The 22,916-nt window shown below is 35.9% G+C and carries 28 protein-coding genes; 18 read left to right on the top strand and 10 right to left on the bottom strand.

What is annotated here, in order from left to right; translation table 11 throughout:
• Positions 1-7 precede the first annotated feature (7 nt).
• The 4 genes from sufD (at position 8) to sufB (ending at position 4,549) form a co-directional block, all read left to right on the top strand.
• Entirely contained in the window at positions 8-1,315 is a 1,308-nt protein-coding gene (gene sufD, locus AAFN87_RS13090; protein ID WP_347791530.1) for a Fe-S cluster assembly protein SufD, read from the top strand.
• On the top strand, positions 1,315-2,544 hold the full coding sequence (locus tag AAFN87_RS13085) for a cysteine desulfurase (RefSeq protein WP_347791529.1): 1,230 nt from the start codon (positions 1,315-1,317) through the stop codon (positions 2,542-2,544). Before sufD ends, AAFN87_RS13085 begins: the two co-directional genes overlap by 1 nt.
• A complete protein-coding gene (gene sufU, locus AAFN87_RS13080; protein ID WP_347791528.1) occupies positions 2,534-2,974 on the top strand; it encodes a Fe-S cluster assembly sulfur transfer protein SufU in 441 nt (146 codons plus the stop codon). Before AAFN87_RS13085 ends, sufU begins: the two co-directional genes overlap by 11 nt.
• 177 nt (positions 2,975-3,151) lie before the next feature.
• A complete protein-coding gene (sufB, locus tag AAFN87_RS13075) occupies positions 3,152-4,549 on the top strand; it encodes a Fe-S cluster assembly protein SufB (protein ID WP_347791527.1) in 1,398 nt (465 codons plus the stop codon).
• A 185-nt stretch (positions 4,550-4,734) separates the two neighbouring features.
• Here the strand turns inward: sufB and AAFN87_RS13070 are convergent, their stop codons facing one another.
• The 3 genes from AAFN87_RS13070 to AAFN87_RS13060 form a co-directional block, all read right to left on the bottom strand.
• A complete protein-coding gene (locus AAFN87_RS13070; RefSeq protein ID WP_347791764.1) occupies positions 4,735-5,070 on the bottom strand; it encodes a gamma-type small acid-soluble spore protein in 336 nt (111 codons plus the stop codon).
• Positions 5,071-5,452: 382 nt separating this feature from the next.
• Entirely contained in the window at positions 5,453-5,764 is a 312-nt protein-coding gene (locus tag AAFN87_RS13065) for a DUF378 domain-containing protein (RefSeq protein WP_347791526.1), read from the bottom strand.
• A 586-nt stretch (positions 5,765-6,350) separates the two neighbouring features.
• On the bottom strand, positions 6,351-6,473 hold the full coding sequence (locus AAFN87_RS13060) for a YjcZ family sporulation protein (protein ID WP_347791525.1): 123 nt from the start codon (positions 6,471-6,473) through the stop codon (positions 6,351-6,353).
• 235 nt (positions 6,474-6,708) lie between these two features.
• On the opposite strand from AAFN87_RS13060, the gene AAFN87_RS13055 reads away from it, so the two are divergent.
• On the top strand, positions 6,709-6,876 hold the full coding sequence (locus AAFN87_RS13055) for a hypothetical protein (RefSeq protein WP_347791524.1): 168 nt from the start codon (positions 6,709-6,711) through the stop codon (positions 6,874-6,876).
• Positions 6,877-6,919: 43 nt separating this feature from the next.
• On the opposite strand, the gene AAFN87_RS13050 is transcribed toward AAFN87_RS13055, so the two are convergent.
• Positions 6,920-7,429: a DUF3231 family protein gene (locus AAFN87_RS13050; protein WP_347791523.1), complete on the bottom strand. Its 510-nt coding sequence runs from the start codon at positions 7,427-7,429 to the stop codon at positions 6,920-6,922.
• 393 nt (positions 7,430-7,822) lie between these two features.
• On the opposite strand from AAFN87_RS13050, the gene AAFN87_RS13045 reads away from it, so the two are divergent.
• The 7 genes from AAFN87_RS13045 (at position 7,823) to AAFN87_RS13015 (ending at position 14,307) form a co-directional block, all read left to right on the top strand.
• Positions 7,823-8,674, top strand: coding sequence for a DUF72 domain-containing protein (locus AAFN87_RS13045; RefSeq protein ID WP_347791522.1), 852 nt, complete (start codon positions 7,823-7,825; stop codon positions 8,672-8,674).
• Complete coding sequence (locus AAFN87_RS13040; protein ID WP_347791521.1) at positions 8,674-9,495, top strand: sulfite exporter TauE/SafE family protein; 822 nt, start codon at positions 8,674-8,676, stop codon at positions 9,493-9,495. The genes AAFN87_RS13045 and AAFN87_RS13040 overlap by 1 nt, the downstream gene beginning before the upstream one ends.
• A 19-nt stretch (positions 9,496-9,514) precedes the next feature.
• The gene (locus tag AAFN87_RS13035; protein ID WP_347791520.1) at positions 9,515-10,879 is read left to right on the top strand and encodes a bifunctional metallophosphatase/5'-nucleotidase; all 1,365 of its coding nucleotides are present in this window, start codon (positions 9,515-9,517) and stop codon (positions 10,877-10,879) included.
• A gap of 77 nt (positions 10,880-10,956) precedes the next feature.
• On the top strand, positions 10,957-12,057 hold the full coding sequence (locus AAFN87_RS13030; RefSeq protein WP_347791519.1) for an HD-GYP domain-containing protein: 1,101 nt from the start codon (positions 10,957-10,959) through the stop codon (positions 12,055-12,057).
• A 66-nt stretch (positions 12,058-12,123) separates the two neighbouring features.
• Positions 12,124-12,879 carry a sporulation protein YunB gene (gene yunB, locus AAFN87_RS13025; RefSeq protein ID WP_347791763.1) on the top strand — a complete coding sequence of 252 codons (756 nt, stop codon included), beginning with the start codon at positions 12,124-12,126 and terminating at the stop codon, positions 12,877-12,879.
• Positions 12,880-12,984: 105 nt separating this feature from the next.
• The gene (gene lipA / locus AAFN87_RS13020) at positions 12,985-13,905 is read left to right on the top strand and encodes a lipoyl synthase (protein WP_347791518.1); all 921 of its coding nucleotides are present in this window, start codon (positions 12,985-12,987) and stop codon (positions 13,903-13,905) included.
• A gap of 60 nt (positions 13,906-13,965) precedes the next feature.
• The gene (locus tag AAFN87_RS13015; protein WP_347791517.1) at positions 13,966-14,307 is read left to right on the top strand and encodes a YutD family protein; all 342 of its coding nucleotides are present in this window, start codon (positions 13,966-13,968) and stop codon (positions 14,305-14,307) included.
• Positions 14,308-14,609: 302 nt separating this feature from the next.
• On the opposite strand, the gene AAFN87_RS13010 is transcribed toward AAFN87_RS13015, so the two are convergent.
• Entirely contained in the window at positions 14,610-14,876 is a 267-nt protein-coding gene (locus tag AAFN87_RS13010) for a DUF3055 domain-containing protein (protein WP_347791516.1), read from the bottom strand.
• Between the two features lie 88 nt (positions 14,877-14,964).
• Between AAFN87_RS13010 and AAFN87_RS13005 the strand changes: the two genes are divergently transcribed.
• Positions 14,965-15,417, top strand: a complete 453-nt coding sequence (locus tag AAFN87_RS13005; protein ID WP_347791515.1) for a DUF86 domain-containing protein — start codon at positions 14,965-14,967, stop codon at positions 15,415-15,417.
• Entirely contained in the window at positions 15,414-16,175 is a 762-nt protein-coding gene (locus AAFN87_RS13000; protein WP_347791514.1) for a TIGR01457 family HAD-type hydrolase, read from the top strand. The genes AAFN87_RS13005 and AAFN87_RS13000 overlap by 4 nt, the downstream gene beginning before the upstream one ends.
• 573 nt (positions 16,176-16,748) lie before the next feature.
• Here the strand turns inward: AAFN87_RS13000 and AAFN87_RS12995 are convergent.
• The gene (locus tag AAFN87_RS12995; RefSeq protein ID WP_347791513.1) at positions 16,749-17,435 is read right to left on the bottom strand and encodes a CPBP family intramembrane glutamic endopeptidase; all 687 of its coding nucleotides are present in this window, start codon (positions 17,433-17,435) and stop codon (positions 16,749-16,751) included.
• A 299-nt stretch (positions 17,436-17,734) separates the two neighbouring features.
• Here AAFN87_RS12995 and AAFN87_RS12990 point away from each other — a divergent pair, with 299 nt between their 5' ends.
• Positions 17,735-18,499 (top strand): MerR family transcriptional regulator, encoded by a 765-nt coding sequence (locus AAFN87_RS12990; RefSeq protein ID WP_347791512.1) that lies wholly within the window; start codon positions 17,735-17,737, stop codon positions 18,497-18,499.
• Between the two features lie 93 nt (positions 18,500-18,592).
• On the opposite strand, the gene AAFN87_RS12985 is transcribed toward AAFN87_RS12990, so the two are convergent.
• Positions 18,593-18,829, bottom strand: coding sequence for a YuzB family protein (locus AAFN87_RS12985; protein ID WP_347791511.1), 237 nt, complete (start codon positions 18,827-18,829; stop codon positions 18,593-18,595).
• A 212-nt stretch (positions 18,830-19,041) separates the two neighbouring features.
• Here AAFN87_RS12985 and AAFN87_RS12980 point away from each other — a divergent pair, with 212 nt between their 5' ends.
• The gene (locus AAFN87_RS12980) at positions 19,042-20,112 is read left to right on the top strand and encodes an NAD(P)/FAD-dependent oxidoreductase (RefSeq protein ID WP_347791510.1); all 1,071 of its coding nucleotides are present in this window, start codon (positions 19,042-19,044) and stop codon (positions 20,110-20,112) included.
• A 134-nt stretch (positions 20,113-20,246) separates the two neighbouring features.
• Here AAFN87_RS12980 and AAFN87_RS12975 read toward each other — a convergent pair whose 3' ends face one another.
• The gene (locus AAFN87_RS12975) at positions 20,247-20,576 is read right to left on the bottom strand and encodes a YuzD family protein (RefSeq protein ID WP_347791509.1); all 330 of its coding nucleotides are present in this window, start codon (positions 20,574-20,576) and stop codon (positions 20,247-20,249) included.
• An 84-nt stretch (positions 20,577-20,660) separates the two neighbouring features.
• Between AAFN87_RS12975 and AAFN87_RS12970 the strand changes: the two genes are divergently transcribed.
• Positions 20,661-20,897: a NifU family protein gene (locus AAFN87_RS12970; protein ID WP_347791508.1), complete on the top strand. Its 237-nt coding sequence runs from the start codon at positions 20,661-20,663 to the stop codon at positions 20,895-20,897.
• Between the two features lie 50 nt (positions 20,898-20,947).
• On the opposite strand, the gene AAFN87_RS12965 is transcribed toward AAFN87_RS12970, so the two are convergent.
• Positions 20,948-21,634, bottom strand: coding sequence for a DUF2225 domain-containing protein (locus tag AAFN87_RS12965; protein ID WP_347791507.1), 687 nt, complete (start codon positions 21,632-21,634; stop codon positions 20,948-20,950).
• A 151-nt stretch (positions 21,635-21,785) separates the two neighbouring features.
• Between AAFN87_RS12965 and AAFN87_RS12960 the strand changes: the two genes are divergently transcribed.
• Positions 21,786-22,157: a HesB/IscA family protein gene (locus AAFN87_RS12960; RefSeq protein WP_347791506.1), complete on the top strand. Its 372-nt coding sequence runs from the start codon at positions 21,786-21,788 to the stop codon at positions 22,155-22,157.
• Between the two features lie 155 nt (positions 22,158-22,312).
• Here AAFN87_RS12960 and AAFN87_RS12955 read toward each other — a convergent pair whose 3' ends face one another.
• A complete protein-coding gene (locus AAFN87_RS12955; protein WP_347791505.1) occupies positions 22,313-22,804 on the bottom strand; it encodes a CarD family transcriptional regulator in 492 nt (163 codons plus the stop codon).
• Between the last annotated feature and the right edge of the window lie 112 nt (positions 22,805-22,916).

Here is a 22,916-nt window from a genome sequence, read left to right as displayed (position 1 = left end):
GAATGAGATGACGGTTGAAACAAAATTGGCGTTATCAGCACAAGAAGTACGCTCGTTCTCGCAAAGCAACAATGAACCAAAATCGTTTGCTGATTTCCGCGAAGCAGCATTAGCAAAAGCGGCTGAGCTAGCATTGCCAACGCCTGATAAAACAAATATTACGAAATGGAACTTCATAGATTTCCCTATTCACACTGTGGAAAGTGAAGGTTTCGCTTCATTAGATGAACTACCAGAAGAAGTTAGAGCGTTAATTGATATAGAAGGTCAAGAAAACCTTTATATCCAACGCAACAATACACCAGCGTTTATTAAAGTTTCTAAAGAATTGGTAAATAAAGGTGTTATTTTCACGGATATCGAAACAGCTATTCGCGAGCATAGTGAGTTAGTTGAAAAATATTTCATGACTACTGCTGTAAAGGTAGATGAGCATAAGTTAGCTGCTTACCACGCAGCACTTGTTAACGGTGGTGTCTTCGTATACGTACCACGCAATGTAATCGTTGAAGAGCCGCTTCAAGTAGTTTTTGTAAACGATAATGCTGACGCTTCTTTATTCAACCATGTATTAGTAGTTGCTGAAGAATCTGCTGCTGTTACATACGTTGAAACTTACGTATCTACAGTTGAAGAAGGTAAAGGTCAAGCGAATATTATTGCTGAAGTAATTGCGAAAGATAATGCTCAAATTACTTTTGGTGCAGTTGATGTACTTGCAAAAGGCTTTACAACATATGTAAACCGTCGTGCACATATTGCACGTGATGCAAAAATCGACTGGGCATTAGGTTTAATGAACGATTCAGATACTATTTCTGAAAATATTACGCATTTAGTAGGTGACGGTTCTGCAGCTGATACAAAAACAGTTGTTGTCGGACGCGGTACACAAAAACAAAACTTCACTACTGAAGTTCGCCACTGGGGTAAAAACTCTGATGGTCAAATTTTAATACATGGTGTTATGAAAGAAGCAGCACAATCAATTTTCAATGGTATTGGTAAAATCGAACACGGTGCAACGAAAGCAAACGCAGAGCAAGAATCTCGCGTATTAATGCTTTCTGAAAAAGCGCGTGGAGATGCAAATCCAATTTTATTAATTGATGAAGATGATGTAACAGCAGGACACGCAGCATCTGTTGGACGTGTTGACCCGATTCAGCTTTATTATTTAATGAGCCGTGGTATTTCGAAAGCAGAAGCAGAGCGTCTTGTAATTCATGGATTCCTTGCGCCAGTTGTTACTAACCTGCCAATCGAAGGTGTTAAAAAGCAACTGACGGAGGTTATCGAAAGGAAAGTTCGATAATGAATATTAAAGACATTAAAAGTTTTTTCCCTGTGCTAAATCAAGAAGTAAATGGGCATCCTCTCGTTTACCTTGATAGCGCAGCGACGTCGCAAAAGCCTATTCAAGTGTTAGAAGCATTAAAAAATTATTATGAACTAGACAACTCAAACGTCCACCGTGGTGTTCATACATTAGGAAACCGTGCAACAGATTCCTATGAAGGCGCCCGTGAAAAGGTTCGTAAGTTTATTAATGCTAGTTCTACAGAAGAAGTGATTTTTACACGCGGTACAACTACTGCTTTAAATACAGTTGCATCTGGTTACGGTCGCCAAACGATACAAGCAGGTGACGAAATCGTTATTACGTATATGGAGCACCACTCGAATATTATTCCGTGGCAGCAGCTTGCGAAAGAAAAAGACGCTACTCTAAAATATATCGATTTAGAAGCAGATGGTACGATTTCCATTGAAAAAGTACGTGAAACTATTACGCCAAAAACGAAAATTGTTGCAATGGGTATGGCTTCAAACGTTATGGGTACAATCAATCCAATCAAAGAAACTGCAAAAATTGCACACGAAAATGGTGCAATTATGGTAGTAGATGCTGCTCAAGGTGCACCACATTTGAAAATCGATGTACAAGATTTAGATTGTGATTTCTTAGCATTTTCAGGGCATAAAATGTGTGCTCCTACCGGTATTGGTGTACTATATGGTAAAAAAGCGCTTTTAGAAAACATGGAGCCAATTGAATTTGGTGGTGAAATGATTGATTTCGTAGGAACTCACGAATCAACATGGAAAGAGCTACCGTGGAAGTTTGAAGGCGGCACACCAATAATTGCAGGTGCAATCGGTTTAGGTGCAGCAATCGACTTTTTAACAGAAATCGGATTAGAAAATATCGAAGCGCATGAGCATAAGCTTGTTGCGTATGCGATGGACGAGATGGAGAAAATTGATGGATTAACTATTTTCGGCCCTCGAGATCCGATGAAGCGTTGCGGACTTGTGACGTTTAATTTAAACGATGTACATCCTCATGATCTAGCTACAGTACTAGATATGAATGGCATTGCCGTACGTGCAGGACACCACTGTGCTCAACCGCTAATGAAATGGCTGCAAGTGTCTGCAACAGCGCGTGCTAGCTTCTATATGTACAATGACGAAGCTGATATTGACCGCTTAGTTGCAGGACTGCGCGCGGCGAAGGAGTATTTCAACGATGTCTTTTAATAATTTAGATCAGTTATATCGATCCGTAATTATGGATCACTATAAAAACCCTCGTAACAAAGGGTCATTAGAAGAAAACAATATTACAATTGATATGAATAACCCAACTTGTGGCGACCGTATTCATTTAACTTTAAAATTAAATGATGGTATTGTTGAAGACGCAAAATTTGACGGTGAAGGCTGCTCGATTTCGATGTCTTCTGCTTCTATGATGACGCAAATCGTTAAAGGGAAAAAATTAGATGAAGCGCTTGAACTAGCAGAAATTTTTTCGAAAATGATGCTTGGAGAAGACTTCGATACAGATAAATACGATTTAGGTGATGTGGAAGCATTACAAGGTGTTTCACAATTCCCAGCTCGTATAAAATGCGCAACACTCGCTTGGAAGGCGATGGAAAAAGGCGTAAAAAGCGAAGATAAATAATTAGGCTTTTTTATGAAAGAGCTGTCTAGGCTAAAACGCTTCCTGTTAGAGGGCTATAAGTATATAAAGGAATATCGCTGTCCAAAGTGGCATCGTTAAGGTTTACATTATACTCTAACGCTTTTCGCAGGTCAGCCAGCGTTTTAGCACTATTCTTATATGAACGGAGGAGAAAAAATGGCTAAAAAAATGCCAGATATCGGCGATTACAAATATGGCTTCCATGACAAGGACGTATCTATTTTCCGTTCAAAACGTGGATTAACAGAAGAAATCGTTCGTGAAATCTCAAATATGAAACAAGAACCTGAGTGGATGTTAGAATACCGCTTAAAAGCTCTTGAAACTTTCTATACAAAACCAATGCCTCAATGGGGGGGCGACCTTGGCGCTTTAGACTTCGATGAAATTACTTACTACGTAAAACCATCTGAAGCGACGCAAAAGTCTTGGGATGAAGTACCAGAAGAAATTAAAGCAACATTCGATAAATTAGGTATTCCTGAGGCAGAACAAAAATATCTTGCAGGTGTATCTGCTCAGTATGAATCTGAAGTAGTGTACCACAACATGAAAAAAGATCTTGAAGACTTAGGTATTGTGTTCAAAGATACAGACTCTGCTTTACGTGAGAACGAAGACATTTTCAAAAAATATTGGGGTACAGTAATTCCTTACACTGACAACAAATTTGCTGCGCTTAACTCAGCAGTTTGGTCAGGTGGTTCATTTATCTATGTACCACCTGGTGTAAAAGTGGAAACACCATTACAAGCCTACTTCCGTATTAACTCTGAAAACATGGGTCAATTTGAACGTACGCTAATTATCATTGATGAAGGTGCTTCAGTACACTACGTTGAAGGTTGTACAGCTCCTGTTTATACAACAAACTCTCTACACTCAGCTGTAGTAGAAATCATTGTTAAAAAAGATGCATACTGCCGTTATACTACTATCCAAAACTGGGCGAACAATGTGTATAACTTAGTAACGAAACGTACAGTTGTTGAAGAAAACGGTACAATGGAATGGATCGACGGTAACATCGGCTCTAAACTTACTATGAAATACCCTGCTTGTATTCTTAAGGGTGAAGGCGCACGCGGTATGACGTTATCAATCGCTATTGCTGGTAAAGGTCAACATCAACACGCGGGTGCAAAAATGGTTCACTTAGCACCAAATACTTCTTCAACAATTGTATCTAAATCAATTGCGAAACAAGGTGGGAAAGTATCTTACATGGGTCAAGTGAAGTTTGGTCCGAAAGCAAGTGGTGCACGTGCGAATATCGAATGTGATACATTAATTATGGATAATGAATCTACATCAGATACAATTCCATACAACGAAATCTTTAATGATAACGTATCTTTAGAGCACGAAGCAAAAGTTTCAAAAGTATCTGAAGAGCAATTATTCTACTTAATGTCTCGCGGTATTTCTGAACAAGAAGCAACTGAAATGATCGTAATGGGCTTCATTGAGCCATTCACAAAAGAATTACCAATGGAATACGCGGTAGAAATGAACCGCCTAATCAAATTCGAAATGGAAGGCAGTATTGGTTAATATCCAATAAGCCTTGATTTTAAAAGGTTTCCGAGTGTTATTAAATGCTCGGAAACTTTTTTTTACATTTTGCCCACAAAATTCATTGGGTTTCAAGGTGTTTATTATAGAGTCTGAGTGAAATGTGTCGTAAAAAGGTAGAAAAAAACCGGCAAAAAATTTTGCCGGTTGAATGTTAAATTAATCTATTTATTACCGTTTTGGTAACCATTATTTCCAAATATACCTGATGCTTGTTGTTTTTTAGCTTCTGCTTGTTGGATTTTTTGTTTAACCTGATTAACATCAGTCTCACTTCCGAATTCTACATTCATAGTATTCGAATTTGAAGCTTGTTGTTTTTTAGCTTCTGCTTGTTGGATCTGTTGTTTAACCTGGTTAACATCAGTCTCACTTCCAAATTCAGTGTTCATGTTTTGATTGAAATTTTGATTGTTGTTTGGCATGAATCTCACCTCCTGAAATTTAGTCTGTACAGAGGAGGTTCTATTATGCGTAAAAAAATTTAATCTTTTCTGGATAATCTACATGTAATTTTGGAGGAACGCAGGAGTAATAAATCAAAATTGGCTCAAACTTATAGCGAACTTTTATTATCGAAAGTGTTTTAGCTGTTACACCAGTCCCTTACACATATGAGTACCCACTAGCAAAGGCAACTGTTACATCTTACTCGATATGGCCCAACGTTCACTTACTTATGATAAAGAACATTTCAAAAAATATGCTCAATCAGAAATTAACTGGATGAGGTATTTAAATAAAGGACAAAGACCAGGGGTACTCATTTGTAAGCCTGGTCTTTGTCCTTTTTATAATTCACCAAAAAAATAAAACTGATAAATTCAAAAATATGCATCGGTTAAATTGTGCTGTGAGATAAACTAAAATTTTTTATTGTAATTATTTTTCTTTGTTTTTTTCTATATCTGTGAAATCAGCTTCTTTGCCAGCTTCCATGTCATAACTCGGTTTGTTGTTAACTCTTGTATGTGAATTGGAAGCAACATCCTCTTCATCATTTAATGGTTTCATAAGAATCGGTATAGATACCAGTCCAGCAATTCCAACAAGAGCATAAATCCATCTTGATAGCACTGCAGTTTGACCACCAAATAAATAAGCCACTAAATCAAATTTGAAAAATCCAATTAGTCCCCAGTTTATTGCACCAATAATTACTAGAACTAGAGCAATCCTATATAAAGTCCCCACTATGTTATACCTCCTCATTTTTAGATATGGTGCTCTTTATGTTATAAACAAGTAAAAGAACACATTATCCTTACTTCTAATTTCCCCAGCGACCGTAATTTTATACAAAGTTCACTGTTGATGTAAGGAAAAAAGTGGCGAAGGAATAGAAGCATATAAGTATATGATAATTGCATTTATTTAGTTGATCGAAAAAATTCATTTAAAATAAACAATTTAAGGAAATGAACTAGGGTAGTGATTTTGATTGCATTATCTAATCAAAGTAAGTATCTAAATTAATCCTTTTTTTAATTTTAAAGAGATTGGAGAAATACAGGATTTTGAATTTGCTCTAAATAAATTACTAGAATTAAAATAATCCACTTAGATAAAAAGGTTAACGAGTGTTTTTTTTGTAATGGGAGACGATTGAATGGGAAAAAGCGTTGGGGCAAGCCGTGGACGGGCGAGTAAACTATCGAGAAGAGGATAGAAACTATTTAAAGGGTCACTCGCTAGAAAGTGACCCTAAACAAAAAATCAGAAAAGAAGTGTTGAGATATTATTGTTAATTGACTATTATAGCCAGCTACAGATGTCTATGTTAATACATGAAACTTGCTCCGACAATAATTAGAAGCACGAATAAGACAACGATTAGAGCGAATGATGAACTATTGCGTCTACCATAGTTATCTTCGTAGTTATTATTTTCATAGTTTCCCATGAAAACACCTCCTTTCCACAATCTATAGTATGTATAGTTATAGAAAGGAGAAGGGTTAATCATCTAACTTAATAGTTAATTTTTGCAAAATAGTTAAATATCCTCATCAATTGTATTGATAGGGTTACCCATATACGTTAGCGTTGCTAGGGACAGTATAGTTAATATTTAGTTTTTACTTATTCGAGAATAGATTATTCCAAAATGGTTAATTTATTAATCGGAGGTGATAATTATGTCAAAAGAAAAGGGAAATAAGAAAGAAATAGAGAGAGAAGAATTCAGTGCAGATTTAAGTCCAGATGATTTAGATGTGCGTGAAGAAAATGATCTAACGAAAGAACAAATTGAGAACTCAAAACAAGTAAATCAGAATAAATATAGTGCTCAAAATAAAAAATAAATAAAATCCCCAGTATTAACTGGGGAAACCAATTTAAGAAATGTTATTTTTGTGGATAATCTACATGTAGTGGTGGTGGAACAAGCCAACCCTTAGTTTTATTAAGGCGTAATAACCGTGCACCTAATTGTGCTGTATTCATATGAAATTGTCCGTACATTAATCCGATATCTTCCCTAGTAGACATTCCCATTGCTTGACTGCATGCCATTAATCCAGCGGCAAGGTTAGCTGATAAGGCAGCGCTAATTTCTGGATCATTAAATTTTGCACCAGGAGGTATATCTTCAAGTCTTGCTAAAGGTCGTTCAGGAGGAGCAGGCGGTAATCCTACACCATTAACTTTTAAAATCTTTTCTAATTGTTTTACTTCTTCTCGAGCCCCTTGGATGATATCTTCAATAATTTTTCTTAAATCTTCATCACCAGTGTGGTTATAAAATGTTTGATATCCAGCAATCATTCCATAATTTGTTGCCAGATTTGTCCAAACACCAAACACTTCACCATAGTGTAATGGTTCATCTTTTGGGTTTCCGCTTAGTATTCCCATACACGCACTTCCTTTCGTTATAGCATTTACATGCATGGAATAGTATGAGTAAAAAAACTAAATTAATTCATGGAAAACGAAAACTATTTTAAAAAAAGACCTGGCACCACGCACAGGTCAGCAAAATTATAGGTGTTTATTATAGCGCGTATGTTTGTATAAATTTAAAAAATAGAACGGAAAATTTCATAGCAACCTGTTTTCGTAAAATTAAAACCTCGTAACAATAGTTTACTTTTGTAGGTTTATTAATTGGATGATTTCGATTTTTTATTTACTTACTCGATATTGTAAAATAGAAGAAATATCTACATATTTGATATTATAATATCAAAATAAAGTGATGAACTATGGAATTGTTTTAATAAATACTATAAATAGAGGAGAGGCGCAATGATACAAATTGGTTTAACTGGATGGGGAGATCACCCTGACCTATATTCCGAAGTAACGTCTGCAAAAGATAAGCTATTTGATTATAGTGGTCATTTCCCAGTAGTGGAAGTCGATACGTCATTTTATGCTATTCCTAGAAAAGAGCATGTTGAAAAATGGTGCAAGGATACACCAGAAAATTTTTCGTTCGTGTTAAAAGCCTATCAAGGAATGACGGGGCATCTTCGTGAGGATTTGCCATATGAAACTCGCAATGATATGTTCAATTCATTTATTGAATGTGCAAGCACGTTTCGAAATAAATTAGCAATGATACTAGTGCAATTTCCACCGTGGTTTGATTGTACAGCCAAAAATGTTCAGTATATTCGTTACATCAAGCAACAATTACAAGCTTTCCCAATAGCTATCGAATTTCGTAACCAAACGTGGTACGCTAGTAACATGAAAGGGAAAATATTTGATTTTCTTGAAGAAAACGAACTGATTCATACGATATGTGATGAGCCGCAAGCGGGTGTTGGCTCTGTGCCTTTTGTGCCGATTGCGACATCGACGAAAGCACTCATCCGGATGCACGGGCGCAATGTACATGGCTGGCGTAATATTGGGCACGGGGATAATTGGCGCAAAGTACGCTTTTTATATGATTATAATCGTGAAGAATTGCAGCAAATGGCACATCATATTGAAACATTACGCTCACAAGGAAAACAAGTTTTTGTATTACTAAATAATAATTCTGGGGGACATGCAGCGAGCAATGCAAAGTTATTGCAAAGTATGCTACGTCTTCAGTTTAATGGCCTTTCACCAAAGCAACTGAATATATTTGAAGGAGAGTTTTAATGGAATTTGCATTACTATTTATTATTGCACTTAGCGCGGGACTTATCGGGGCACTTGTCGGTCTTGGCGGAGGTGTGATTTTAGTACCAGCAACACTTTTTATCGGAATTAGTTTAGGCTTTATTCCGGATATTACACCGCAGACAGTAGTTGGTTTGTCGGTTATTATGATGATTTTTACAGGATTAGCTTCAACGTTATCTTATATGAAATCGCGTACTGTTGATTATAAAACAGGGTTTATTTTCTTTGCAGGTAGTGTACCGGGTACAATGGTCGGTGCGTGGATTAATAAAGGGTTAGATTTGCCCTCTTTTAATTTATACTTCGGAATATTACTCATTATTTTGGCAACAATTTTACTCATACGTGATAAATTAAAGCCAGTAAAATGGTTTGTAGAGCACGGTATGAAGCGTACATATATCGATAATGAAGGAAAAGAATATGTATACGGTTATCCAATTTGGTTTGCATTCCTATTAACATTTGTAGTCGGTTGTATGTCAGGGTTATTTGGAATTGGCGGCGGCTCGATGATTGTGCCGGCAATGCTTATCTTATTCTTATTCCCGCCACATGTTGCCGTTGCGACATCGATGTTTTTAGTGTTTTTAACATCAATCGTCAACTCTGCTAGTCATATTTATTTAGGGAATGTACCTTGGCTTTATACATTACCTGTTATTCCAGGCGCGTATTTAGGGGCTAAAATAGGTGCGGCTCTTAATAAAAAACTAAAGTCCGAAACACTCGTATTTGCATTACGAATTATTTTACTATTACTAGGAATTCGTTCAATTTTAGATGGATTATTTTAAGCGAGAGAAGGTGCCGAATGTGCGAGAAAAAATTCATTTTTTCCATACGAATGATGTACATAGTCATTTTGAGTTTTGGCCACGTACACAAAGCTATATTCGTACACAGCGCGCACTATTAGCAGAAAAAGGAGAACCTAGCTTTTTACTTGATATCGGGGATCATATAGACCGGTCAAATATTTTCACAGAGGCTACAGTTGGCAAAGGCAATGTCCAAATGTTAAATGAAGCCGCCTATGATGTAGTAACAATCGGAAATAATGAAGGTATTACATTAGCGCATGAAGATTTTTATACATTGTATAATGAAGCGGAATTTGATGTCGTTGTAGCGAATATCCAAGCATTAAATGGTCAAAATCCAACTTGGCTAAAGCCTTACACGATATTAACTACAAAATACGGAACAAAAATTGGAGTAGTTGGTGCAACAGCACAATATGATGCGTTTTATAGAGCCTTAAATTGGGACGTTTCTGAGCCACGTATTGCAATTATTCAAGTCGTAGAGCAATTAAAGGAGCAAGTGGATATCATTATATGCCTCTCACATTTAGGGATAACAGAAGATGAGGCACTAGCAAGTGAATGTCCGGCAATTGATGTTATTTTTGGTGCACATACGCATCATATATTGGAACAAGGAAAATTTGTAGAAGGTGTATTATTAACAGGTGGCGGAAAGTTTGGTCAGTTTACAGGTCATTTAACTTTGGAATTTGATCATGAGACGAAAACTATTACTAAACAAGAGACACTTATTGAAAACGCGCTATTACCAAGTTCGAAAGATGAAGAAAATTATTTACAACGAATGTCAAGAGAAGGCAAAAAACAATTATCTGCTCCTATTTTTACGACGCACCGCCCATACTATAAAGAGTGGTTCCATTATTCGCAGTTATCTGATTTATTTGCAAAATCGATACTTGATTATACGAAAGCAGATTGTGCTATGTTTAATGCAGGTATTTTTTTAGATGATTTAAATAAAGGACATGTTTCTGCTTATGATATTCATGGTATTTTACCGCACCCGATCAATTTATGTGTTATCGAGTTAACTGGGGCCGAGTTAAAAGAAGTATATTTACAGTCCAACAACGAAGAGTGGCCAAATTTGCAATTGAAAGGTTTAGGCTTTAGAGGTATTGTTTTTGGCAAAATGTTAACGTATGATTTTAAAGTCAACGGAAATCGTGAGCTTGTTATTCGTGGTAATGTGGTGGACATACAACGTACGTACAAATTAGTGACTTTAGATATGTTCACATTCGGCTACTTTTTCCCGAATTTTAAATATGCAAAAAAAGAATACTATTTACCGCTATTTTTACGAGATATTTTTAGAGAATACGGAAAAGTGAATTTTGTATGTTAAAACTTTATATATTCTCTGTTAAGGGAATTGCCTTTATAATAACATAATGTAACTGAAGGATTGGGGTAAAAAGTAACATGCGATTAATATCAATTGATGTTTTGAGAGAAGGCATGGTCGTTGGGAGAACGATTTGGAATGAAGCAGGGCACCCTTTATTACAAAAAAATGTAGTTGTTAGTGATCCAATTATTAACCGTTTGCGGCAATTAAATATTCAATATTTGTATATTGAAGATACTATTTCGCAGGGGATACAAATTGAAGAAACAGTACAACCTGCAGTTCGTAATAAAGCAGTACATAGTATTACACAGTCTTTTGAATCCATTAAAAAAGTTAAACATAATCAGGCGTCATATGTGCTTGATCAGCAGTCGAAAGCAATTTGCAATATCGTGGAAGGATTATTAGATGCTATTTTAAATAGTGATGAAATATTAACGATATTAACGGATGCTTATATTTATGATGAGTATTTATATCATCATTCATTTCAAGTGACGATGTACTCCATTGCTATTGCGAAAGAAATGGGCTATTCGTACGATGATTTGCGATTAATCGGTATAGGCGCTATGTTACATGATATTGGCAAGCTATTAATTCCACCTGAGATTTTAAAAAAACCGGACCAATTAACAAATGAAGAGTACGATGAAATGAAGCTGCACACTCGCTACGGTTTTGATTTATTACGTAATCTTCATTCGGTTTCATTACTCGTAGCACACTGTGCATTTCAGCATCATGAACGAATTGATGGAAGTGGTTATCCACGAGGGTTAGTTGATTTTGAAATTCATCCTTTTGCCAAAATTATTGGTGTGGCAGACGTATTTGATGCTGTTACATCGAATCGAGTATACCGTGATAAGCTGTTTCCGTCGCAAGGGATTGCCATTCTAGAAGCAGGTAGTGGTACTCTTTATGATGCACGTGTAGTTGCTGCTTTGAAGAATAGTGTAGTACATTATCCAAACGGTACGGTTTTAGTATTATCAGACAATCGTCGTGCAGTTGTATCCAAACAAAATGATGTCGATCCATCTCGTCCTTTAGTACGTGTTTTTGAGGAAGATGACAATATTATTAATACTACATATGAATTTAGCTTATTTGATTATCCTAATATTACTATAGAAAAAATTGAAACGGATTATGTCATAACAGAATAGTCCAAGCCCCCTTTCTCATAACTTAGAGCAAGGGGGATTTTTGTGTTTTCTCGTCAAAGAAAGGGTATGAAATTTAGGAAAAAAAAGCGTAAAGGGAATTATATAGTTATATTACTTTTTAGCCTGATCGCTGTTACAATCTATTTTTTGTATTTTATTAATTCACGTCTAATGCCGATTTATTTACAATATGCAGAAGTACAAACTCATAAAGTGGCATCATTTGTGATTAGTAAAGCAATTAATTCTCGAACATCGAGTGTATTAGATATAAATGAGATTTTCGATGAAATGCCAGAAGGGTCAAATGGAATGATCTCTGCAAAAATTAATACAGAAATAATTAATCAAGTGCGTGCAGAAACGACAGCGCTTGTAAAGGAATATTTAGAGCAAGCGGAAAGTGGAAACTTAACACACTTACCAAATTTAGATAATGTAGAATATGATGTTGGGGAAATGCAAGCAGGAGATGGAATTGTATTTTTTGTTCCATTAGGGCAAGCAGCTAATTTACCTCTACTTGGAAATTTAGGTCCGAAAATACCGATTCGCTTTCATATTATTGGTAATGTACATAGCGATGTAGAAACAACTTATACGGAGTTTGGTATTAATAATCTTATAGTCGAAGTTAATATACATTTAGAAGTAAATGTACAAATAATAGTCCCATTTGCTAGTAAATCTGCGACAGTAGAGCAGTCTATTCCCGTAGCAATTGGCCTTGTTAGTGGAAAAGTACCTCATATATATACAAATGGAGGAGAAGGGACACAGCCGTCAATAGAAGTACCGGTTCCTATTCCAAATGGTGAGTAAAGTATAGTATAAAATAGTTTTCGAAAGTTAGTTGTTGCAATTGTGGGAATATGTTACATTGACAGAAGTAGTAAAGTTATTGAAATTGATAGGGGCGAAAATTTAATGACATCTTGTAAACCTACTAGTAATACTGAAGAGCATTTACGAAAACCTGACTGGCTAAAAATTAAAATAAATACTAACGATGAATACAAAGGCTTGAAAAAATTAATGCGTGAAAATAACTTGCATACGGTATGTGAGGAAGCGCGTTGTCCAAATATTCACGAATGCTGGGGAGAGCGCCGTACAGCTACTATGATGATTTTAGGCTCGATTTGTACACGTGCTTGTCGCTTTTGTGCAGTTAAAACAGGTTTACCGACTGAGCTGGATTTAGAAGAGCCAGAGCGCGTTGCTGATTCAGTAGCGATTATGAATTTAAAGCATATTGTTATTACAATGGTAGCTCGTGACGATTTAAAGGATGGTGGCGCTGGAGTATTTGCAGAAACAGTTCGTGCCATTCGCCGTAAAAACCCATTTACGTCCATTGAAGTATTACCATCAGATTTAAGCGGTGCTGAAGAAAACTTACGACTGTTAATGGACGCAAAACCAGATATTTTAAATCATAATATCGAAACAGTACGCCGATTAACACCGAGAGTACGTGCACGTGCAAAATATGATCGTTCACTTGAGTTTTTACGTCGTGCGAAGGAAATGCAACCTGATATTCCGACAAAATCATCATTAATGATCGGCCTAGGTGAAACGTGGGATGAAATTTTAGAAGTAATGGATGACCTACGTGCAAACAATGTCGACATTATGACGATTGGTCAGTATTTACAGCCAACAAAGAAACATTTAGCAGTGCAAAAATATTACACACCACTTGAGTTTGGCAAACTGCGTAAAATTGCGATGGAAAAAGGGTTTTCTCACTGTGAGGCTGGTCCATTAGTGCGTAGTAGTTATCATGCTGATGAGCAAGTTAATGCTGCCACAAAAGAACGTCAAGCAAAAGTGGAAGTGTAAGATGTTGATTTCGAGCGTAACATTGCTTAACATGGATGATAGAAGATTGGTGGTGTCTGAATGATTATAGCAGAAGGCTATGCATACGAAATTATAGAAAATGTGCGAGATGGATTTCAAGAAGATGCATTTTTAGCACGTTATTCTGATATATTAGCGAAATACGATTATATTGTAGGGGACTGGGGTTATGGACAGCTCCGATTAAAAGGCTTCTTTGATGATAAAAATCAAAAGTCGACATTTGATACAAAGATTAGTACATTTGAGGATTATTTATTCGAATATTGTAACTTTGGCTGTGCGTACTTTATCGTACAAAAAACAGGACGCGCACCTTATACAGAAGCGGTTGTAGAAACCGTTGAAGAAGCTGTCGAATCAGTAGAATCAGTAGAATAAAGTGCATATGAAAATGGCGCTTGAGAAAATCCGTGGGCACTGAAAAATATAAAAATGAACTTAAGCAATGGTTTAGACGATAAATTGTCTAGGCTATTGCTTTTTCTTCGATGCCGCTGATTTCCGTTTCAGCGGACGCTTTCGTGTACAAGAAAGAAAAATAAACGAAATAGCAAAAGAAAAAGGCACTTTCTGTTCACGATCGAACAAAAAGTGCCGTTTATTTATTTTTGAAGAACATTACTTTTTTTAATTAAAAACGAAGCGCTTGTCGCAGCTAAACGGATGCGAATGCACTTTTTTTAACTTAATAGCTCTGTCAAATATTCACGTAAATCTTCTGTTTCAGCTTCAGAGCGATTATACACTTGCTCTAAATAGCCTGGTTCTTCCACATCATCTGGCCCAATTATCGCAAATCTCCCAAACTGAATATCCAAAACTAGCACTTTACCAAAGAATCGACTACTTTGTAAAATAGCTAAATCGTAGCGCTGTGTTTTACCAGCAAAACTCACAAAACGCGTCTTTGTGTCCTCTACATCATCATATAAGAAAAATCTTTCCATTATCTGTTCAATCTCCTTCCCCATCTCTAGAATATGTTACTATATATAAGAAAACACTATCAACTTTTATCAATTAGGGGGCCTATTTATGTACTTCGTAGATAGAAACAAAATAACTTTAAATTTAAACCATTTAGATGAGCTTTTAACTATTTTTGATCGCGAGGAAAATTGGTTAAAAGATGATATTACAATACTTGCTGTAGAGCGCATTGGACATAATGTAATGGAAGCTATGATGGATGTTGGTAACTTAATGATTGATGGTTTTATAATGCGCGATCCAGGTAGCTATGAAGATATTATCGATATTTTAGTCGATGAAAAAGTAATAACTACAGAAATGGATGCACCATTAAAAGCTGTAGTTGGTTTGCGTAAAATGCTTGTGCGGGAGTTTATCGCAGTAGATCATGCAGAAGTTGTCGAAGTATTAACATCCTCGCTACATGCAATGAAACAATTCTCTAGCAAAGTAAATGCTTACTTAATAAATGAACTTGGCCCTGTATCAGCGTTTTTACCAGAGGATGCAAAATGAAGCAATATAAGGCGTATTGTTTCGATTTAGACGGTACGGTATATCGAGGCAAGTTAGGTATTTCTACTGCTATTTCTTTTATTCATAAGCTTCAAGAAGCAGGTATCGAGCTTTTTTATGTTACGAATAATTCTTCGAAAACGCCGCATCAATTACAAGCAACCCTAGCGGAGATCGGTATTAATGCCCCAGTGGAGCATATTTATTCAAGCGCGCTCGTTACAGCAAAATATATCGCCCAGCATTATCCAAATGCTAAAGTACAAATGATCGGTTCGGATGGTATTCGTACCGCTTTAGAAGAGGAAGGCATTAAGTTTAGTGACGAGGAGCAAGTAGATGCATTTGTAATGGGGATTGACCGTACAATTGATTATGTGAAACTTGCAAAGGCGTGCTTGGCAGTACAAAATGGTGCCCAGTTAATCGGAACAAACGAAGATATAAAATTCCCTTCAGACAATGGCTTTTTACCTGGCAACGGCTCGTTTGTACGCTTAGTTGCGAATGTTGCGGGGGTGGAGCCACTATATATTGGCAAACCGTCACCGGTCATGCTAGAAGTCATTGCTACGCAGTACGGGTATGACAAAAGTGAAATGGTCATGATTGGTGATAATTATGATACAGACATTTTATGTGGCATCAATTTCGGTTGTGATACAATTCATGTCAACACAGGTGTCACGCCAACAGAGCAAGTACAAAAAAAGGAAAAACAACCGACATACTGCATTGAAAATTTAGAAAGCATATAATTATAAAGGTGGCGTCTGAAAATTCATTTTCAGACGCCACTTTTACGACGAGGATGGTGATATCTTGATATGATCACCACAGAGGCTGTTGAAAAAATAACAGATTGTGATTTTTCTTAGTAAATTTCTATTATATAGAGGGTTATCATTTGGCAGGTGGCGGTACGTGCAGTATGAGCCTACAAAATGAGCGTAGTCTCATTCTCCACGTTCATACCGCACGTAAGCCCGCCAAATAAAAAATGTTTCCTTCTAATCACTTTGGTAAATACGACCCCTACAGTATAAGAAACTCTAAAACAGTAGGTTCAGAAGGAAAATCCTTTATCAATCGCGCCTTGCATGAAGCGCAAAAACGAGTCGTATAAGACAGTACAACGCAGCTTTATGTCTCGTGCGCTAGCGCGATTGTCTTGACAAAAAACTCAAAAAAATTTTTATCAATTGACTTAGAACATATAAAATTATTACGTCTTTTTGGGAATAAAGAAATCAAGTTAATACTGTAAATTTTAAAATATTAACCGTTTCAGAATCTATTTTGCATATATAAAAGTAAAATAGTTGTTCTTTTTAGTTTAGTGTAGTCAGTATTAAAGCAATGCCGTTAAAGGAGGCGTGGATAATAATTGCTGGCCAGATCGAACTTGTTTTTTCATATGTCCAAGCACAAATCATACCTGTTATAAAATTAACTGGCAATGTATTGTAAGTTGGAATATGAACAATCATAAATATAGTTGAGCTTACAAATAAACCGACAGTGATGCCCCATTTCCCTCGTAACCATTTATACAAAAAACCTCTATAAAAAATTTCTTCATAAATAGGAGAAATGATAGCAGCTGAAATAAAAGCGATCGTTATATTAAACCACGTCATATCCATTTGCAATGATTGTGTTTTAGAATTTTCCCAACTAATATTAAAAATATCCATTAAAATAAGTATGACAATGCTTAGTGAAATATGGACGAATAACCACCATACAATCCATTTCCAATACCCTTTAGAAAATGAAGATAGTCCAACAGCCTTCATACTTAATCCTTTTGGTTTTAATGCAATCATATAAATGCTCAATGTAAAAATAATCGCCATTATTGCGCCTGTTATAGTGCCTGAGTATAAAGGGTTTTCCAATAATTGAAAAAGCGCTTTTTGAATATATGTTTCAATCGCTACAGGTACAATCACTAGTGTTATGACCAATAGTAAAACAAGTTCTTTCCAACCCCAAAGTTTTTCTGAAATTAACAAAACAAATCCCTACTTTCATATTTCTTATAGTTCATTACGAAAACAAAATACTCTCTAATTCACGGGCTAGTTAAATATTTTCTTATCTTTGTGCATTTGATAGCCGAAAAAAGAGCCTAATGAGCCAACTTAGAGTAGGTAGCTCATCACGTAAAGTAAAGACAAGTAAGACGGCGCATTTTAGCTAGCCTGTAAAAGAAAAGGTCCGATAGTTACATTGATGTACCTTTTTCTGTTATATTTACTTTAATTGGTGACGTAACGTAACGTGCAAGTATTTTTTGAAAGGGGGGCTTTATTTGAATTATTTATCAACAGGCGATACAGCCAAGGCATTGAATATTTCTATACGGACTTTGCGATATTATGACCAAATTGGACTAGTAACACCAGCGTATAAAAATGATAATGGCAATCGATTTTATTCTGACGAGGATATGTTACTTTTACAGAAAATCTGCTTATTAAAGGAAACTTCGATGTCTTTAAAGGAAATCCAACAAGTGATTTACAATATTTCGGTTGAACAAGTATTAAAAATTCACCTGAAAAAGTTGCAGATGGAATTAGCAACAGTAGATACATCATTAAAACGTACGCACACGTTATTGCATATGCTAAAGGTGGAGGAGAAACTTCAATGGGGGCATTTGCTAACGCTGTTTGACAAGACAAAACAACAGCATAGTGAAATGCGAAAAATGGCTATGGAAACATTGTTTAATAAGGACGAGCAAGCTAGTTTATCAACGCATCTACCTAAAATGGAAGATCCGCAAAGTACTATCTTGAAATGGATAAATATATTAAAACGTGTGGAACTTTATATGGCAGAGGGCAAATCACCAACCTCGCAAGCGGCACAACTACTAGCAGATGATATTTATCGTTTATCTATGGATACGTTTGCTGGAGATGAGCAATTGATCGAGAAATTTTGGGCGGTTCGAAAATCAAAAGATTCTTCAGACATGCTAGGTCTATACCCTGTCAAGGAAGAGATTATTAATTATATTGATGCTTGTATGGTTCATTATGAAGAACATCAAAGTATTCAAGGTTAATGTTTTTTTAAAATATCATGCATAGAAGGCTTAAACTAAAAGTTACAAATAGTAATATAAAAAACGCCAACAGATTTTTGTTGGCGTTTTCATTTACCACATCGGGTTTTCTTCAATGTAGTCATAGATTTTTTTTGTTAGTTCACTCGGTGTTTCGGCTTCTACGATGTCGCCGTTTACGAGTGCATAAAATGATTGCGAACACTTCGTACAAAAGCTTAAGCAGCCATATTCAAGAAGATCGATATTAGGGTCCTTTTCGAGTACCTCATACGTTTCTTGTGCGCCATTAGCTAAATTACTAATGCAAAATTCAACCATTGGATTCACAGCGATCACCTCACTCTTAGTCATGCTACGCTGTTTTTTTTGATACGTCAAATATCATTTTTTGTGAAAAGATTCACAAAATTTCAGATAATGTATTGTGAAACATATCACAATGAGATATACTCACTTATGGATACTTTGTGAACATATTTAATGAAGTTCAATATTAGTCATTTGAGCATACTGATTAATAATGAATGAAGGAGACAATTATGAAAAAATTAGTACTACTAGGTGGCGGTTACGGGAATATGCGTGTGTTATTACGCTTATTACCAAATAATTTTCCAGAAGATACAGAAATTATTTTAGTGGATCGTACACCATTCCATAGTTTAAAAACAGAATTTTATGCCTTAGCTTCTGGTACTTCAACGGATAAAGAAATTCGTGTAACTTTTCCAGAGCATCCACGATTAAAAACGGTTTTTGGGGAGATTAGTCGTATAAATCGTGAGGAAAAAGTTGTTTATTTTGAAGATGGCGAAGTTATTGAATACGATGATCTAGTAATTGGGCTAGGCTGCGAGGATAAGTATCACGGAGTCCCAGGTGCGGAGGAATACACATACAGTATTCAAACAATTGGTAAGTCTCGCATTACTTTTGAAAAACTATGCGGATTACCACCAGGCTCAACTGTTGGAATTGTTGGTGCCGGTTTATCTGGTATCGAGCTAGCAAGTGAGCTACGCGAAAGTCGAGCAGATTTAAAAATTAAACTATTTGACCGTTCACCTCGTATTTTGCGTGATTTCCCAGAAAAGTTAAGTAATTACGTAAAATCTTGGTTTACGAAACATAATGTAGAAGTAATTGCAGAATCAAATATTACTAAGGTGGAGGAAACACGCCTTTATAATCATGATCAAGTAATTGAAGTAGATGCAATTGTTTGGACAGCGGGAGTTCAGCCAGTTCAATTAGTACGTGAAATGGAAGCCGAAAAAGACAAATTTGGTCGCCCGATTGTCACACAATACTTCAATTTACCAGATGATGAACATGTATATGTTGTAGGGGACTGTGCATCTTCAGAATTACCACCAAGTGCGCAGCTAGCAGAAGAACAGGCAGAGCGTATCGTAAAAGTACTAAGACACCGCTGGAATAATGAAGCACTACCAGAGAAAATGCCAGAAATTAAATTAAAAGGCTTTATGGGTTCTTTAGGGAAAAAACAAGGTTTCGTTCATTTAGCTGATACAACGGTAACAGGCCGTATAGCTCGCATTATGAAATCCGGTTTGCTATGGATGTATAAGCGCCAAAATGATAATTAATTATTAGATGAGTTCATAAGTGAAGCAATTTGTTTGTATACGCAAATAATTTATTTAAAAGCCTATAAAGATAGAAATATATAAATTAAAAAAAGTGTCCTAAAATACGAAATTGTATTTTTAGGACACTTTTTTTACATTTCTGGAGTATAACCTAAATTTTCAAGCGCGGAGAAAACAGGCTTTAATTGTACATAGCCTTCACCAACAACTTCATCATTTATTAAAACTAGTGGATAGAAAAACTCATCCTCATTTATGCGATTTGCATAATCTTTATCGCGGTCATTTTCTAATGGTGACTCAATATCAATATATCGAATGCTATATGTTTGATTAGGATATTTGCGATCAATAGCTGCCTGTAGCCACTCATATGTATCTTTTGAAGAAGGTGCGTTTACACAACTTGCACAAATAATATTTGCGCCGTAAATTTCAATTATAGCTTTTGTTGATTCCATTATAATTCCAACCTTTCGTCATTCAATATTGGCTTTTTTAGTTTGTTCACATTATAATAATTTTAGTGAAAGGAGTCGAGAGAAATGACAGATACAGAACAACATGAACAAGTACAAGAAGTTTTAGATAAATTACGTCCATTTTTATTACGCGATGGTGGAGACTGCGAATTAGTTGATATTGAAGATGGTATCGTAAAATTACGCTTACTAGGTGCATGCGGAAGCTGCCCAAGTTCTACAATTACATTAAAAGCAGGTATCGAGCGTGCACTTTTAGAAGAAGTACCAGGTATCATTGAAGTTGAACAAGTATTTTAATAAATGGAAAGAGCGGCCTCGAAGTTTTGAGACTGCTCTTATTTTTTGTTTTATACTTTACTACGTTCTGAGCGAATGATTTCCCATTGTTCTTTTGCCATGTCCACTAGCTTTGCCTCGCCACCGACACGTTGATTTTCTATAACTTTTGAAAAGAAGCGAGTGGCAGTTTCAAAATCACCAATTCTACGAGATAATTCACCAATCATATACATAATACGAACACCAGACATTTGTGTGCTAGCATAATCTTCAGTTGAATACGACTCAGTATATAAATCGCGAGCTATTTGCAAAAAACGTTTTTCTTGACCGGCATTATTTAAAGAACGGTAAAGCCATCCTATACGCAGTGTTAAGCCTGCAAGTGCAACGAATTTTTCTTTTTTTATTGTACCGCATAGCCAAGCTAATTTATATGCTTGCAGCGCTTGGAATACAGTACGCTCGCCTTTGAAATCATGATGAACCCATTTCTTTGTAATTTGTTCATCAATCACTTCACTCACACCAGGTGCAAAATATTTAGAGAAATCTTCAGTGAAAGAAAATCCGCAATGCTCACAAACAAATACGTTGTAATACAGTGCATTGACATTTTCATCTGTATAAACGGGATGAAAGTCGCTTTCTGTATCTTTTACTTTTATGAATTTGGAACGAACTTTTAGAGTAGGAAAGCTTTTTTTGCAGTGCAAACAGTCTATCTTTTTTTCATAAAACGGTGATAACTCCATAAAATCATTCCTCGCTATTATTTATGTATAGGATAATTATAACATCTCTATGGAAAAATCAATCACAAAATAAGCAACATTTGAAGGCAGTTTTGTTGTCAACTATTAAACACTATTGATATGATGAATAATAAGAAAGAAGGTGACTGTGATGAATGCGAAACGAGTAATCGAATTAACAGAAGCAGCAGCATTTCAAGTAAAAGAGATGATGACACATAACGAAGAAGAGGGCTCCTATTTACGCGTCGCAGTTAAAGGCGGCGGTTGTAGCGGACTTTCATACGGTATGGCTTTTGATACAGAAAAACACGATGATGATTTTATAGACGAGCAGCATGGCTTACAAATTGTTGTAGCAAGTCTTGATGCGCCAATTTTAATGGGTACAAAAATTGATTACAAACAATCCCTCATGGGCGGCGGCTTCACAATCGATAATCCAAATGCAATTGCTTCATGTGGGTGTGGAACAAGCTTTAAAGCAGCAAAACGTGAAGGTACACCTGAAGTTTGTGATTGATAGTAGTTCATCTAAAGGTGCATAGAGGATCTTGAATTAAAGCATAAATAGAAATGAACAAATAGGTATACTTTTTCTATACTACGTAGAAAGAAGCCGAGAATGTTTCTTAATAGAAATATTCTTGGCTTCTTTATGTACAGAGAAAGAAATTTTTAGCTGATTTGTGTTAATACATGGTCATAAATTTCCTCAGAAGATTTATTAAGTGCAATGGAGAATTCTGAAAATATGAGTTCTTGTAAAGAATGAAGTAATTTTTCTTCTTGAATTGGAAATTTTTTTTCGAGAGCTACATAATCGATCTTTTTGCGTAATAGTGTGTTTAGGAGGTGGGCTTGCTTTTGTCTATCACCAGTTTTGATAATTTCTACGTGAAGTCTCATACGATGTGTGCTTTGTTCGATCCATTCGATGCCTGGGGAAGTAAATGAATGTAATATTTTGATTGCTTCTTCTTTTTTCATAATATCTCTTAGCTGCTTTTTAGCATTGTCAGTAGGGGTACGAATTGTTAAGTTTGGATCATTGAGTGGTTGCAAGACGTAGTAAGTTTTTGTAATATCGCTAAAGGTTTGTTCACAAATATCTTTTATAGAACAAAGTCCGTGTGATGAATAAATGACTACATCGCCAACATTGTACATGTATTTTCCCTCCATAAACAATATTGTCAACTTAGTTGACTAAATCAATTGTAAGCAATTAAATGTTTTTTGTCAACTTAGTTGACGATGGGTGGTTTTTTTTGTATATTAA

Origin of the sequence: Solibacillus sp. CAU 1738 (assembly GCF_039888725.1) — a bacterium.
Lineage (GTDB): Bacteria > Bacillota > Bacilli > Bacillales_A > Planococcaceae > Metasolibacillus.
This window is presented reverse-complemented; position numbering and strand designations above follow the sequence as displayed.

Coding starts and splice junctions, on each gene's coding strand:
- AAFN87_RS12970 (WP_347791508.1), top strand. CDS start 20,661: ATGACAGATACAGAACAACATGAACAAGTACAAGAAGTTTTAGATAAA.
- AAFN87_RS13000 (WP_347791514.1), top strand. CDS start 15,414: ATGAAGCAATATAAGGCGTATTGTTTCGATTTAGACGGTACGGTATAT.
- AAFN87_RS13085 (WP_347791529.1), top strand. CDS start 1,315: ATGAATATTAAAGACATTAAAAGTTTTTTCCCTGTGCTAAATCAAGAA.
- lipA (WP_347791518.1), top strand. CDS start 12,985: ATGACATCTTGTAAACCTACTAGTAATACTGAAGAGCATTTACGAAAA.
- AAFN87_RS13015 (WP_347791517.1), top strand. CDS start 13,966: ATGATTATAGCAGAAGGCTATGCATACGAAATTATAGAAAATGTGCGA.
- sufU (WP_347791528.1), top strand. CDS start 2,534: ATGTCTTTTAATAATTTAGATCAGTTATATCGATCCGTAATTATGGAT.
- sufB (WP_347791527.1), top strand. CDS start 3,152: ATGGCTAAAAAAATGCCAGATATCGGCGATTACAAATATGGCTTCCAT.
- AAFN87_RS13050 (WP_347791523.1), bottom strand. CDS start 7,429: ATGGGAATACTAAGCGGAAACCCAAAAGATGAACCATTACACTATGGT.
- AAFN87_RS12965 (WP_347791507.1), bottom strand. CDS start 21,634: ATGGAGTTATCACCGTTTTATGAAAAAAAGATAGACTGTTTGCACTGC.
- AAFN87_RS12975 (WP_347791509.1), bottom strand. CDS start 20,576: ATGGAATCAACAAAAGCTATAATTGAAATTTACGGCGCAAATATTATT.
- sufD (WP_347791530.1), top strand. CDS start 8: ATGACGGTTGAAACAAAATTGGCGTTATCAGCACAAGAAGTACGCTCG.
- AAFN87_RS12960 (WP_347791506.1), top strand. CDS start 21,786: ATGAATGCGAAACGAGTAATCGAATTAACAGAAGCAGCAGCATTTCAA.
- AAFN87_RS13040 (WP_347791521.1), top strand. CDS start 8,674: ATGGAATTTGCATTACTATTTATTATTGCACTTAGCGCGGGACTTATC.
- AAFN87_RS13055 (WP_347791524.1), top strand. CDS start 6,709: ATGTCAAAAGAAAAGGGAAATAAGAAAGAAATAGAGAGAGAAGAATTC.
- AAFN87_RS13045 (WP_347791522.1), top strand. CDS start 7,823: ATGATACAAATTGGTTTAACTGGATGGGGAGATCACCCTGACCTATAT.
- AAFN87_RS12980 (WP_347791510.1), top strand. CDS start 19,042: ATGAAAAAATTAGTACTACTAGGTGGCGGTTACGGGAATATGCGTGTG.
- yunB (WP_347791763.1), top strand. CDS start 12,124: ATGAAATTTAGGAAAAAAAAGCGTAAAGGGAATTATATAGTTATATTA.
- AAFN87_RS13010 (WP_347791516.1), bottom strand. CDS start 14,876: ATGGAAAGATTTTTCTTATATGATGATGTAGAGGACACAAAGACGCGT.
- AAFN87_RS13005 (WP_347791515.1), top strand. CDS start 14,965: ATGTACTTCGTAGATAGAAACAAAATAACTTTAAATTTAAACCATTTA.
- AAFN87_RS12955 (WP_347791505.1), bottom strand. CDS start 22,804: ATGTACAATGTTGGCGATGTAGTCATTTATTCATCACACGGACTTTGT.
- AAFN87_RS13060 (WP_347791525.1), bottom strand. CDS start 6,473: ATGGGAAACTATGAAAATAATAACTACGAAGATAACTATGGTAGACGC.
- AAFN87_RS13030 (WP_347791519.1), top strand. CDS start 10,957: ATGCGATTAATATCAATTGATGTTTTGAGAGAAGGCATGGTCGTTGGG.